The 13241-nt window shown below is 71.4% G+C and carries 11 protein-coding genes and 3 tRNA genes; all 14 read right to left on the bottom strand.

The window, feature by feature from the left end; all coding sequences use genetic code 11:
* Window positions 1–10 precede the first annotated feature (10 nt).
* Window positions 11–3520, bottom strand: coding sequence for a DNA-directed RNA polymerase subunit beta (gene rpoB / locus ACI79Y_RS03095; protein ID WP_457157080.1), 3510 nt, complete (start codon window positions 3518–3520; stop codon window positions 11–13).
* A 545-nt stretch (window positions 3521–4065) separates the two neighbouring features.
* Window positions 4066–4455, bottom strand: a complete 390-nt coding sequence (rplL, locus tag ACI79Y_RS03090) for a 50S ribosomal protein L7/L12 (protein WP_457157079.1) — start codon at window positions 4453–4455, stop codon at window positions 4066–4068.
* A 17-nt stretch (window positions 4456–4472) separates the two neighbouring features.
* On the bottom strand, window positions 4473–5078 hold the full coding sequence (rplJ, locus tag ACI79Y_RS03085) for a 50S ribosomal protein L10 (RefSeq protein ID WP_457157078.1): 606 nt from the start codon (window positions 5076–5078) through the stop codon (window positions 4473–4475).
* Window positions 5079–5529: 451 nt separating this feature from the next.
* On the bottom strand, window positions 5530–6249 hold the full coding sequence (rplA, locus tag ACI79Y_RS03080; RefSeq protein WP_457157077.1) for a 50S ribosomal protein L1: 720 nt from the start codon (window positions 6247–6249) through the stop codon (window positions 5530–5532).
* A 125-nt stretch (window positions 6250–6374) separates the two neighbouring features.
* Window positions 6375–6803, bottom strand: coding sequence for a 50S ribosomal protein L11 (gene rplK / locus ACI79Y_RS03075; protein WP_153359795.1), 429 nt, complete (start codon window positions 6801–6803; stop codon window positions 6375–6377).
* A gap of 99 nt (window positions 6804–6902) precedes the next feature.
* On the bottom strand, window positions 6903–7805 hold the full coding sequence (gene nusG, locus ACI79Y_RS03070; RefSeq protein ID WP_457157076.1) for a transcription termination/antitermination protein NusG: 903 nt from the start codon (window positions 7803–7805) through the stop codon (window positions 6903–6905).
* A 41-nt stretch (window positions 7806–7846) separates the two neighbouring features.
* Window positions 7847–8317 carry a preprotein translocase subunit SecE gene (gene secE / locus ACI79Y_RS03065; protein WP_457157075.1) on the bottom strand — a complete coding sequence of 157 codons (471 nt, stop codon included), beginning with the start codon at window positions 8315–8317 and terminating at the stop codon, window positions 7847–7849.
* Between the two features lie 58 nt (window positions 8318–8375).
* A tRNA-Trp gene (locus tag ACI79Y_RS03060) sits at window positions 8376–8451 on the bottom strand.
* 495 nt (window positions 8452–8946) lie between these two features.
* A complete protein-coding gene (locus ACI79Y_RS03055) occupies window positions 8947–9372 on the bottom strand; it encodes a MaoC family dehydratase (protein WP_457157074.1) in 426 nt (141 codons plus the stop codon).
* A complete protein-coding gene (locus ACI79Y_RS03050) occupies window positions 9369–9815 on the bottom strand; it encodes an FAS1-like dehydratase domain-containing protein (protein ID WP_457139925.1) in 447 nt (148 codons plus the stop codon). The genes ACI79Y_RS03055 and ACI79Y_RS03050 overlap by 4 nt, the downstream gene beginning before the upstream one ends.
* A 33-nt stretch (window positions 9816–9848) precedes the next feature.
* Window positions 9849–10013 (bottom strand): 50S ribosomal protein L33, encoded by a 165-nt coding sequence (rpmG, locus tag ACI79Y_RS03045; protein ID WP_110553396.1) that lies wholly within the window; start codon window positions 10011–10013, stop codon window positions 9849–9851.
* Window positions 10014–10109: 96 nt separating this feature from the next.
* Window positions 10110–10183 (bottom strand) — tRNA-Met (locus ACI79Y_RS03040).
* A 57-nt stretch (window positions 10184–10240) separates the two neighbouring features.
* Window positions 10241–10313: transfer RNA gene (locus ACI79Y_RS03035), tRNA-Thr, on the bottom strand.
* A gap of 153 nt (window positions 10314–10466) precedes the next feature.
* Entirely contained in the window at window positions 10467–12983 is a 2517-nt protein-coding gene (locus tag ACI79Y_RS03030; RefSeq protein WP_457157073.1) for a putative bifunctional diguanylate cyclase/phosphodiesterase, read from the bottom strand.
* Window positions 12984–13241: the final 258 nt, after the last annotated feature.

The raw sequence follows: 13241 nt of genomic DNA, 5'->3' as shown, positions 1-13241 counted from the left end.
CGGCCGCCGATCACACGTCCTCGACGCTGGAGGGCTCGCGGCGGGAGAGGTCGATGCCCAGCTCCTCCGCGGCCCGGAACACCTCGTCGTCGGTGTCGCGCAGCTCGATCGCCTGGCCGTCGCCGGAGAGGACCTCCACGTTCAGGCAGAGCGACTGGAGCTCCTTGAGCAGCACCTTGAACGACTCGGGGATGCCCGGCTCAGGGATGTTCTCGCCCTTGACGATGGCCTCGTAGACCTTGACGCGGCCGAGGATGTCGTCGGACTTGATGGTGAGCAGCTCCTGCAGCGCGTAGGCGGCGCCGTAGGCCTGCATCGCCCAGCACTCCATCTCACCGAAGCGCTGGCCACCGAACTGCGCCTTACCACCCAGCGGCTGCTGCGTGATCATCGAGTACGGCCCGGTCGAGCGGGCGTGGATCTTGTCGTCGACCAGGTGCAGCAGCTTCAGGATGTAGACGTAGCCGACCGAGATGGGCTCGGGGAACGGCTCGCCGGAACGGCCGTCGAACAGCCGTGCCTTGCCGGTCTCCTTGACCATCCGGTTGCCGTCGCGGTTCGGGATCGTCGAGCCGAGCAGGCCGATGATCTCGTCCTCCTTGGCGCCGTCGAACACCGGAGTCGCGGTCCGGGTGCCCGGTGCGGCCTGGCGCGCGGCGGCAGGCAGCCTGGCCGCCCACTCCGGGGTGCCCTCGACCTCCCAGCCGGTCTTGGCGATCCACCCGAGGTGGGTCTCCAGCACCTGGCCGACGTTCATCCGGCCGGGCACGCCCAGCGGGTTGAGCACGATGTCGACCGGGGTGCCGTCCTCGAGGAACGGCATGTCCTCCTGCGGGAGGATCTTGGAGATGACGCCCTTGTTGCCGTGGCGGCCGGCCAGCTTGTCACCGTCGCTGATCTTGCGCATCTGGGCCACGTAGACCCGGATCAGCTCGTTCACGCCGGCGGGCAGCTCGTCGCCGTCCTCGCGGGAGAAGACCCGGACGCCGATGACCTTGCCCGACTCACCGTGCTTGACCTTGAGGCTGGTGTCGCGGACCTCGCGGGCCTTCTCACCGAAGATCGCCCGCAGCAGGCGCTCCTCGGGGGTCAGCTCGGTCTCGCCCTTCGGCGTGACCTTGCCGACGAGGATGTCGCCGGGGACGACCTCGGCACCGATGCGGATGATGCCGCGCTCGTCGAGGTCAGCGAGGACCTCCTCGGAGACGTTCGGGATGTCCCGGGTGATCTCCTCGGCACCGAGCTTGGTGTCGCGGGCGTCGACCTCGAACTCCTCGATGTGGATCGAGGACAGGACGTCGTCCTGCACGAGGCGCTGCGACAGGATGATCGCGTCCTCGTAGTTGTGGCCCTCCCACGGCATGAAGGCGACGAGCAGGTTCTTGCCCAGCGCCATCTCGCCCTCGTCGGTGCAGGGGCCGTCGGCGACGACCTGACCGACCTCGACCCGCTGTCCCTCCTCGACCACCGGGGTCTGGTTGATCGAGGTGCCCTGGTTCGAGCGGCGGAACTTCAGCAGCCGGTAGGTCTGCCGGGTGCCGTCGTCGGCCATCACGGTGACGTAGTCGGCGGTGGAGTCCTCGACCACACCGGACTTCTCGGCCACCACGACGTCGCCCGCGTCGACGGCGGCACGCAGCTCCATGCCGGTGCCGACCAGCGGCGCCTCGCTGCGCAGCAGCGGGACGGCCTGACGCTGCATGTTCGCGCCCATCAGGGCGCGGTTCGCGTCGTCGTGCTCGAGGAACGGGATCATCGCCGTCGCGACCGAGGTCATCTGCCGCGGCGAGACGTCCATGTAGTCGACGTTCTCGGGGGCGAGGTAGTCGACCTCACCGCCCTTGGTGCGGACCAGGACCCGCTCCTCGGCCAGGCGGCCGGTGGCGTCCAGCGGGGAGTTGGCCTGCGCGACGACGAAGCGGTCCTCCTCGTCGGCGGTCAGGTAGTCGATCTGGTCGGTGACCTGACCGTTCTCCACCTTGCGGTACGGCGTCTCGATGAAGCCGAAGGGGTTGACCCGACCGAAGGAGGACAGCGAGCCGATCAGGCCGATGTTCGGGCCTTCCGGCGTCTCGATCGGACACATCCGGCCGTAGTGGCTGGGGTGCACGTCGCGCACCTCCATGCCCGCGCGCTCACGGGACAGACCACCCGGGCCCAGCGCCGACAGGCGGCGCTTGTGGGTCAGGCCCGCGAGCGGGTTGGTCTGGTCCATGAACTGCGACAGCTGGCTGGTGCCGAAGAACTCCTTGATGGAGGCGACGACCGGCCGGATGTTGATCAGGGTCTGCGGCGTGATCGCCTCGACGTCCTGGGTCGTCATCCGCTCGCGGACGACGCGCTCCATGCGGGACAGCCCGACCCGGATCTGGTTCTGGATCAGCTCGCCCACGGTGCGCAGCCGACGGTTGCCGAAGTGGTCGATGTCGTCGACGCCGTGGTCGGGCTCGCCCGCGTGCAGGCGCACCACGTACTCGATGGTGGCGACGATGTCGTCCTCGGTCAGCGTGGTCGTCGCGGTGGGGGCGTCGACGCCGAGCTTCTTGTTGATCTTGTACCGGCCGACCTTTGCCAGGTCGTAGCGCTTCGGGTTGAAGAACAGGTTCTCCAGCAGCGCCTGCGCGGACTCACGCGTCGGCGGCTCGCCCGGGCGCAGCTTGCGGTAGATGTCGAGCAGCGCCTCGTCCTGGCCGGCGATGTGGTCCTTCTCCAGGGTGGCCAGCATGGTGGGCGACCACTGGAAGTGCTCGCGGATGCGGTCCTCGGTCCAGCCCAGTGCCTTGAGCAGCACGCTGACCGGCTGGCGGCGCTTGCGGTCGATGCGGACGCCGACGGTGTCGCGCTTGTCGACGTCGAACTCCAGCCACGCACCGCGGCTGGGGATGACCTTGGCGCTGAAGACGTCCTTGTCCGAGGTCTTGTCCAGCGCCTTGTCGAAGTAGACGCCGGGGCTGCGGACCAGCTGCGAGACGACCACGCGCTCGGTCCCGTTGATGACGAAGGTGCCCTTGTTCGTCATGATCGGGAAGTCGCCCATGAACACCGTCTGGCTCTTGATCTCGCCAGTGGTGTTGTTCATGAACTCGGCGGTGACGAACAGCGGCGCCGCGTAGGTCATGTCCTTGTCCTTGCACTCCTCGAGCGACGCCTTGACGTCCTCGAAGCGCGGGTTGGAGAAGGACAGCGACATCGAGCCGCTGAAGTCCTCGATCGGCGAGATCTCCTCGAGGATCTCGGCCAGACCGCCGACGGCGCCGGCCTGCTCCTCGGGGGGGAGGGTGGCGCGCCAGACGGGGCTGCCGACCAGCCACTCGAACGAGGCGGTCTGCAGGCCGAGCAGGTCGGGGACCTCGAGCGGCTCGTGGATCTTGGCGAACGAGACGCGCAGCGGCGCGCCGGGGATCTTCTGGTGGTCGGTGCCACCGGTGCGGGGACCGGCCTGCAACTCGACCGCGGCCGGGGTGCTGCTGGGGGACTCGGTGGTGCCGGGGGTGATGCTGGTGGGGCGAGAGCCTGCCAAGATGCGTCCTTTCGAGGACCTCACGACGTGCGGGCGGTGGGTGCAGTTCGTCCTGGGTCGTCGTCGTTGTCGGCGAGGCTGACCGCGGATGCCGGGCCCCGTCAGTACGGTCAACACGGGGTCGCCCGGAGCCGTTCCCGAGCACCCCTCGTGACCCGTTTCGGCGGGCTGGCAGTCAGAGGGCAGCGCAACAGGAGACCCTACCCCTGCTACGCGCCCGTGTCCACGTCGGGCCGCTGGTGCGGCGCGGGACACACCCATCGGTGTGCCCGGCGCCGTCGCGGTCCCCGGCGTCGGACCGGGATGCCGTGCGTCTGGAGACGCCGACCGTGCGGGCCGGCGGGGCTGCCGCGCGTCGATGATGCCAGTGCCCCGGCTCGGTGCGGGCAGGCACGCCGGGAACCGGACGATCCGCCCGCGCACGCCGCAGGGGCCGCCCTCCGTGCGGAGGACGGCCCCTGGCGGGTCGTGCACGCCCGGCTTCCGCCGGGCAGGGGGTCACGTGACCGTGACGTACCCGGCGTCCGGGGACGCCGGGTAGGGGGTCACTTGACGGTGACGGTGGCGCCGGCGCCCTCGAGGGCGGCCTTGGCCTTCTCCGCGGCGTCCTTGGCGACCTTCTCCAGGATCGGCTTCGGCGCGTTGTCGACCAGGTCCTTGGCCTCCTTGAGGCCGAGCGAGGTCAGGCCGCGTACCTCCTTGATGACCTGGATCTTCTTGTCACCGGCGGCCTCGAGGATGACGTCGAACTCGTCCTGCTCGGCGGCGGCGGCCTCGCCACCGCCACCACCGGCGGCCGGGGCGGCCGCGACGGCGACGGGGGCAGCGGCGGTGACCTCGAAGGTCTCCTCGAACTGCTTCACGAAGTCCGACAGCTCCAGGAGGGTCATCTCCTTGAAGGCGTCGAGCAGCTCGTCGGTGGAAAGCTTGGCCATGGTGTCTCCTTGGTGGGTCAGGCGTCGCTGGCCGCGGTGTCCGCGGCAGCGTCGGTGGTCTCGGGGGTGGTGTCAGCAGCAGCAGTTGCGTCGGCGGCAGGAGCACCCTCGGCGGGCTTCTTCTCCTGCAGCGCGGCCGCCAGACGGGCGACCTGCGACAGCGGGGCCTGGAACAGCCCGGCGGCCTTGGTCAGGTTGCCCTTCATCGCGCCGGCCAGCTTGGCCAGCAGGACCTCGCGCGGCTCGACGTCGGCGAGGCGGGTGACCTCGGAGGCGTCGACCGTGCGGCCGTCGACCACGCCACCCTTGACGACGAGCGACGGGTTGGCCCGCGCGAAGTCGCGGATGGCCTTCGCGGCCTCGACCGGGTCGCCGTCGATGAAGGCGATCGCGGTGGGGCCGTTCAGCAGCGGGCCCAGGTCGGAGAAACCGACCGAGTCCGCCGCCCGCTTCGTCAGGGTGTTCTTGACGACGGCATAGCTGCTGCCCGCACCGAGGGAACGACGCAGCTCGGTCAGCTGCGCCACGGTCAGCCCGCGGTACTCGGTGAGCACGGCCGCGCTGGATGCCTGAAAACGCTCGGTGATCTCCTGGATCGCGGCGTCCTTGGCCTGCGTGGGCATGGGCCTCCTCTCGCTGTCGGGCGACCACCGGCCGGTGCACGCACGTGCACGATCGGGGCCCGGAGACGAGGAACGCCCCGGCGCAGGGCGCACGGGGCGAGGAAGGCCGGTCGCTCCGGGTCAGCCGACCCGGGCTCCGACACGTTCGTCGAACCGTCCACCTGCGCGGGCCGTCCGGTGATCCGGACCTTCGATCGCACGCGGACGTGCGACGACCAAGCGGTCATGGGGGGAACAGCGGCAAGAGTACGCCATCCCCGGCCCACGCCGCCAACCGCCTCCGCCACCTCCGGTCGTCGGCGACCGGGAGCTGCGCCCGTGTGGCCTCCCGGGCCGGATGCCCACGGGACCGCAGCCCCGTTGCCGGCTGCGAGCGACCAGCCCCGCAACGGCGAACGGCGCCGCCCCCGAAGGGGACGGCGCCGTCACGGCCTCTGGACGAGATCCTTCCTCAGGCGTTGGCCTCGTCGACCGTCAGGTTACGGGTGCGGTTCGGGTCGACCGGGATGCCCGGGCCCATGGTCGTCGAGATGGTGACCTTCTTGAGGTAGCGCCCCTTGGCCGCGGACGGCTTGGCGCGGAGCACCTCGTCGAGGGCGGCCGCGTAGTTCTCCACCAGCTTGGTCTCGTCGAAGGACGCCTTGCCGATGACCAGGTGCAGGTTGGCCTGCTTGTCGACGCGGAAGTTGATCTTCCCGCCCTTGATGTCGTTGACGGCCTTGGTGACGTCGGGGGTCACGGTGCCGGTCTTCGGGTTCGGCATCAGGCCGCGGGGGCCGAGGATGCGGGCGATGCGACCGACCTTGGCCATCTGGTCCGGGGTCGCGATCGCGGCGTCGAAGTCCAGGAAGCCGCCCTGGATCCGCTCGATCAGGTCGTCGGAGCCGACGACGTCGGCGCCGGCGGCCTCGGCCTCGGCGGCCTTGTCGCCGGTCGCGAAGACGATGACCCGGGCGGTCTTGCCGGTGCCGTGGGGCAGGTTGACCGTGCCGCGGACCATCTGGTCGGCCTTGCGCGGGTCGACGCCGAGCCGGATCGCAACCTCGACGGTCGCGTCGTACTTGGTGATCGAGGTCTGCTTGGCCAGGCCGGCGGCCTGCAGCGGGCTGTACAGCCCGTCCGCGTCGACCAGCTCGGCGGCCTTGCGGTAGTTCTTGCCGTGCTTCGCCATGGTGGTGCTCCTTCCCCCCGGCTCGGGGGTCGTGTGGTGTGCGGGCCCGGCGAGGCCCTCCCACAGTTGCTGTCCGGGTCCGACGGACCCGGTGGTGGAACGCCGCCGTCAGCCGGCGGCTTCCCTCACTGGACCGTGATGCCCATCGACCGGGCGGTGCCGGCGATGATCTTCTCGGCGTGGTCGAGGTCGTTCGCGTTCAGGTCGGCCATCTTGGTCTGCGCGATCTCACGGACCTGGTCGCGGGTGACGGTGGCGACCTTGGTCTTGTGCGGCTCGCCCGAGCCCTTCTCGACACCAGCGGCCTTGAGCAGCATGCGCGCGGCCGGCGGGGTCTTGGTGACGAAGGTGAACGACCGGTCCTCGAAGACCGAGATCTCGACCGGGATGACGTTGCCGCGCTGCGACTCGGTGGCGGCGTTGTACGCCTTGCAGAACTCCATGATGTTCACGCCGTGCTGACCGAGGGCCGGGCCCACGGGCGGCGCGGGGGTGGCCGCGCCGGCGTTGATCTGGAGCTTGATGACCGCGGTCAACCGCTTCCTGGGGGGCATGACTTCCTTCTTCTTCTGACGGTGGTGACGTGGTGGAACGGCCCTCTCGCAGGGTCCCACCCCGAGCCTGCGAGGGGTGGGGACGAAGGGGCCCTTCTACTAGATCTTGGCGACCTGGGTGAACGAGAGCTCGACCGGCGTCTCGCGGCCGAAGATGGAGACGAGGACCTGCAGCTTCTGCTGCTCGGCGTTGATCTCGTTGATGGTGGCCGGCAGCGTGGCGAACGGGCCGTCCATGACGGTGACCGACTCGCCGACCTCGAACTCCACCGTGGGAACCGGACCGGCAGCGGGCGAGCTGGTCTCGGTCGCCGCCGCGGTGGGCTTGGCCGGGGTCGCCGGGACCAGCAGGTTGACGACCTCGTCGATGCTCAGCGGCGAGGGCTTGGAGGTCGCGCCCACGAAGCCGGTGACCCCGGGGGTGTTGCGGACCGCACCCCAGGACTCGTCGTTGAGGTCCATCCGGACCAGCAGGTACCCGGGCAGCTTCTTGCGGTTGACCTGGGTCCGCTTGCCGTTCTTGATCTCGGTGACCTCCTCGGTGGGCACCTCGATCTGGAAGATGTAGTCCTCCATGTCCAGCGACGTGATGCGGGACTCCAGGTTGGTCTTCACCTTGTTCTCGTAGCCGGCGTACGAGTGGATGACGTACCAGTCGCCGAACTGGGTGCGCAGCGTCGAGCGCAGCGCCTCCCGGGGGTCCTCGTCGGCTTCCTGGGCCACCTCGAGCGACTCGGCGACCACCGGGTCGTGGTCGGGCGCCGGCGCGGGCAGCGGGTCACCGGCCAGGGTGTCCGGCTCGCCGGACTCCACCTCGGGGACGACGTCGGAGGCGCCGGTCGCGGTGTCCTGGTCGGTGGTGTCGCTGGACCCCTCGGCTGCGCCGGGCTCGTCGGCACCGGTCTCGAGGTCGGCGGCGCTGCGCACGTCGAACCGTGCGTCGTCGAGGTCGGTGCCCTCGACGGCGTTGTCGGTCTCGAAGGGCTCGCGGGGGTCTGTCACGTGGTCTCTTCCTCCTGGGTTCGGTGCAGCTCGCGGGGCGCTCAGCCGAAGACGGCGAGCACGCCCTGGGCGAAGACGATGTCCATGCCGGCGACGAGCGCGACCATCACCGCCACGAAGATGATCACCACTGTCGTGTAGGTGATCAGCTCCTTGCGGCCCGGCCAGATGACCTTGCGCAGCTCGGCGACGACCTCACGGAGGAACCGGCCGATGCTGCGCTTGTCCCGCAGCTCCTCGGCGCGCGCCCGCTCGGCGGCCGCCCGCGAACGGGTGCCCTCCCCGGTGCGCCCCTCGCCCGGCCGGCCGGCCGGCCGGCCGCCCGCTCGGCCGGCGTCGCGCTGCGGGCGGGTGGGGGTGGTGACGACCTTGTCCTCGTCGGTCTCCGCCTCGTCGGCGAGCTCCGCCTCGGCCGCCTCGAGCTCGGCGGCGTCGTCGACGCCCGGCGCCTCGCGGTCGAACTGCTCGGCGTCAGGCCGCTCGCCGTTCGGCTCGCCGTCCTTCTCGCTCACAACGCCTCGCTCTGCTCGATGGATCGCCTGCGCCGGCTCGGCACCGGTCGTCGGTCGGTGGCAGGGGTGACAGGACTTGAACCTGCAGCCTGCGGTTTTGGAGACCGCTGCTCTGCCAATTGAGCTACACCCCTAGGAGCCCCGCGGACCACCCCTCGGCCCTCCACGAGCATTGCTCGCGCAGGACACCCGGAACGCCCTCAGGAACACCCGCCCGGGACCGGTCCGCGCCGCAGCGCTGCCGGGCCCCAGAGGGTCCCGGGGCACGCCGGTGGCGGGGTCAAGCTGGCCCCAGGTCGTCGAGTGTACGGGACCGGCGGGAGCGCTGGCCAACACGGCCGGGCGGGACCCCCTCCGGCGGGGCACCGGGCCGCTCACCCGATGAGCTCCCGGCGGGTCCAGCACCCCCGCCCGCCGCAGGACCGCGGGGGCGGCGCGCAGGTCGGGGTGCGCCGCACGACCTCGGCGCCCGCGACCGTGCGAGGTTCGCGGCGAGGCCGGAGGCCAGGTGGACCGCGGGGCGGTCGGTGCCGCCGCGCCACCCGGACCGCGGCCGGCCAGGCCCGCCGCCACGAGGAGCGGGGCGGACAGCAGCGGTCACGTGCGCACGGCCGTCCCCGAGCCGGGCCTCAGGCGAGCGCGACGACGGCGCGGGCCAGGGAGAGCACCTTCTCGCCACCGCTGGTCACGGTCAGGTCGACGCGGACCCGACCGTCGTCCAGCAACCCGGCGACCCGCCCGCGAACGGTGACCTCCGCGCCGGCCTCGTCATCGGGGACCACGACCGGCCGGCTGAACCGGACGTGGTAGTCGACGACCGCACCCGGGTCGCCCGCCCACGCGGTGACCGCCCTGGCCGCCAGACCGGCGGTGAGCATGCCGTGGGCGATGACGCCGGGCAGGCCGACCTCGCCGGCCACGCGGTCACTCCAGTGGATGACGTTGAAGTCGCCCGAGGCACCGGCATAGCGGACCAGGTCCGCGCGGGTGACCCGTGAGGTCTGCTCCGGGAGCTCGGTGCCGACGGCGACGTCCGCGGCGCGCAGCCGGGTCACGCGGTGCCCCGGGCGACGAGCATCGAGCGGGTGGTGCAGACCGGCTCGCCGCCCTCGGTGGCCAGGTCGACCCGGGTGGTCAGCATGTCGTTGCCGGCCACGGACCGCACCGCGTCGATGGTGGCGGTGGCCACCAGCCGGTCGCCGGCCCGGACGGGACGGTGATGGGTGAAGCGCTGCTCGCCGTGCACCACACGGCCGTAGTCGATTCCCACGTCCGGGTCCTCGACGACCACGTTGCCGGCCCCCAGGCTCAGCACGATCGCGAAGGTGGGCGGCGCGATCACGTCGGGGTGGCCGAGCGCCTGCGCCGCGGCCGGATCGCGGTAGACCGGGTCGGGGTCACCGAGCGCGGTGGCGAACTCGGCGATCTTCTCCCGCCCGACCTCGTAGACGGCAGAGGGCGGGTAGCTGCGCCCGACCAGTCCTGGGTCCAGCGCCATGCTCCCGCCCTCTCGCCTCGACGTCCGCTGGGGTCAGCGGGTCTCGCGGTGCAGCGTGTGCTTGCGGTCGGTCGGGCAGTACTTCTTCAGCTCGATCCGGTCGGGGTCGTTCCGCCGGTTCTTGCGGGTGATGTAGTTGCGGTTCTTGCACTCCTGGCACGCCAGGGTGATCTTCGGACGGACGTCTGTGGCGGCCATGAGTGTGTCCTCGCCTTGTTCTGGTCAGTGGGTGGTGCCCGTGCCCGACAGGTGCCGGACACGACGACGGACCCCGAGAACGGGGTCCGTCTGGAGTAGCGGTGACCGGACTTGAACCGGTGACACAGCGATTATGAGCCGCTTGCTCTACCAGGCTGAGCTACACCGCCGGGTGACCGTGCGGCCCGGTCTCGCGACTGGACCGGTGGTCGGTACTCGATCGTACGAGCCCCTTTACGGAATCGAACCGTAGACCTTCTCCTTACCATGGAGACGCTCTGCCGACTGAGCTAAAGGGGCGTTGCTCGGGAGCGATGGGAACTCTACCAAGCCGCTCTCTGCGACTCGGCGGCCCCCCTCGACCACGCCGGGAAACTGTAACAGGCGCCGCGAGCGGCCCCGGCCGGAGGCTCGCCCTGAGCCTGCGAAGGGCGAGGGGGACGGGGTCCTTCCTCAGGTCCGGACGAACAACCGGCGGTGGGTGCCACCCGGCGCGGCGGTGCGCACCCCGGTGCGGGCCAGCAGCCAGCCCTCCAGCCGGTCCTCGGGCAGCGGCCGGCTGACCAGGAAGCCCTGCACCTTGTCGCAGCCCATCTGGGCCAGCAGGTCGCGGGTCACCTCGTCCTCCACACCCTCGGCGACCACCCGGAGACCGAGGTTGTGCGCGAGCTCGACGATCGAGCGGGCGATGAAGGACTCGTTCTGGCTGGTCGACATGCCCAGCACGAAGCTCTTGTCGATCTTCAGCTCGTCGATGGGGAGCGCGCGCAGCTGGGACAGCGAGGAGTAGCCGGTGCCGAAGTCGTCCATCGACAGCCGCAGCCCCAGTGCGTGCAGGTCGGCCAGCACGGTGCTGTTGCGCACGGTGTCGTCGACGACGCTGCCCTCGGTGAGCTCGAGGGTGAGCAGCTCCCCGGGGACCCCGTGGTGCCGCAGCGCGTGGCGCACCCGGTCGACCAGGTCCGGCTCGGCGAGGCAGTGGGCGGAGAGGTTGACCGCCACCGACAACGCGATGTCCTGGTCCAGCCAGCGCCGGCAGCGGTCGAGCGCCCGGTCGAGCACGTGGTCGGTGAGCGACCCGATGCGGCCGATCTGCTCGGCCAGGGCGATGAAGTCGTCCGGGGGCACGTCGCCGTACCGGGGGTGGGCCCAGCGGACCAGCGTCTCGACCGAGACGATGTCGGAGGTGCGGGTCTCCACGATCGGCTGGAACACCACTGTGATCTGCCCCTCGGCGATCGCCGCCTGCAGCTCCGTGCCCAGCTGGAGCCGGCGCAGGCTCTGCTGGTCCAGCACCGGGTGGTACGTGGCGACGCCGCTGGACCCGTGCGCGGCCAGCAGCGCGACGTCGGCCCGCTGGATCAGCGCCCCCGCGTCCGACCCGTGCACCGGCGCGGCGGCCACGCCGATGGTCAGGGAGACCTCCAGGTGCAGCCCGGCGACCTGGGCGCGGGTGGAGGCCGCCTCCCGCAGCCGGCGGGCGGCCCGCTCGGTGGCCGCGAGGGAGAGCCCCGGCAGCAGGACGGCGAACTGGCCGCCCTCCATGCGGGCCAGCACGGCCTGCGGCGGAGCGTGCTCCCGCAGCAGCCCCGCGGTCACCATCAGCAGCTCGTCACTGGCGGCGTGCCCCAGGGTGTCGGTGACGTTGGTGTAGCCGTCCAGCGCAGCCAGCACGAGGCCGACGCGAGCGGTCTCGGGCTCGGCCTGCAGCAGCGCGTCGATCTCCGCGGCCAGCCGCTGCCGGTTGGGCAGGCCGGTGAGCCGGTCGTGGTCGGCGTCGTGCCGGATCTGGCCGAGGAGCTGCTGCTGCCGGATCGCCGCGTTGACGTGGGTCAGCATCGACTCCAGGGCGGACCGATCGCCCGATGCGAAGGCCTCGGCGTCGCTGCGCCGGTCGCAGACCTCGAGGTAGCCCGGTTCCCCGGCGGCCGTGGCGACCGGCGCGCCCAGCACCTCGTGGGCGCCCCGCCGGGACAGGGCGGCCAGCTCGTCGGCGTCCGCGCGGGCCGAGGTGACCAGCAGCGAGCCCTCCACCCCGGGTGCGACCGCCCTCCGGCGCAGCAGGTCGTCGGGGTCGCCCGGTCCGTCGTACCAGGCGACCTCGCCGCCGGCGGTGTCGACGATCAGCTGCGGCCCCTCGTCCAGGTACGGCGGCAGCCACAGCGCCACGCGCTCGGCGTTGAGCAGTTCGCGGACCGCACGGACGATCTCCCGGGTGCCCGCCTCGTCCGGGGTGACCAGCTCGACGCGGCGGGCGAAGTCGTAGACCCGCTGCACCGTCCGCCGCTCCCGGGCCGCCCGGGCCGACTGCCGGAAGATGACGAGCGCGCCGAGCACCATCGGCACGATCAGCGCCCAGGCCCAAGGGGTCTCCTCCACCAGCATCAGCGCGATCACCGCCACGACGACGCACAGCGGGCCGAACAGCGCGTTGGGGAGCGCAGCAGCCCAGAAGGGCCAGCCCGGGAGGCCTTCCGTGAGGGTGATGGCCAGGCCGACCCCCACCATGCCGACCACGTGCGTGGCCAGCACGGCCAGCATCAGCGACAGCCAGGTGAGCGGGTCCTCCAGGTCACCCGGCGGCAGGACGTGGAGGACCGCCAGCGCGGCGGACAGCTCGATCACCGCCAGCGCGGCGTTGAAGGCGACCTTCGCGGGCGGGGTGCGCCTGACCCCGAGCACGACGACCAGGGCGGCGACCCGGGTCACGGCGGTCCACACCCCGCCGACCTCGACCAGGCCCACGACCAGGGCGATCTCGGTCGGGGCCAGGGAGATGGTCTGCCGCCGGAACTCGATGCCGAGCTGGACCGACTCGGCGATCATCAGGGCGCCGAACAGGACGAGGACCAGGACGACCGGCGGGCTGGTCGCCTCACCCGGGATGGTCGCCCACGCGCTGCCGACCGCGACGGCACCGGCCAGGACGGCGAGGGTCCAGGGACGGCTCAGCGGGGAACGCCCCCGCACGTCAGGGGCCGGATGATCGGCCAACGTCAGCCTGCCTGTCGGAGGAGGGTCGGGCCCGCCGAAGGTAACAGCGCACGGACTCCGGACGAAGGCAGCTCACCCGATGGGGCGGGGCGTCTCGCACCCCGCCCCATCGGGTGTCCGCCTCACCTCACAGCCAGCGCCAACCGCGGTCGGCGGTGGCGGTGCGGACGACGGACGAGCTGGTGACGGTGGGCATGATGTCTCCTCGGGGCATGACGGTCTGCTCTGTCAGTT

Source organism: Modestobacter sp. SYSU DS0875 (assembly GCF_054050915.1).
The sequence above is the reverse complement of the archived record's forward strand: the minus strand, read 5'-3'. Positions and strand labels throughout refer to the sequence as shown.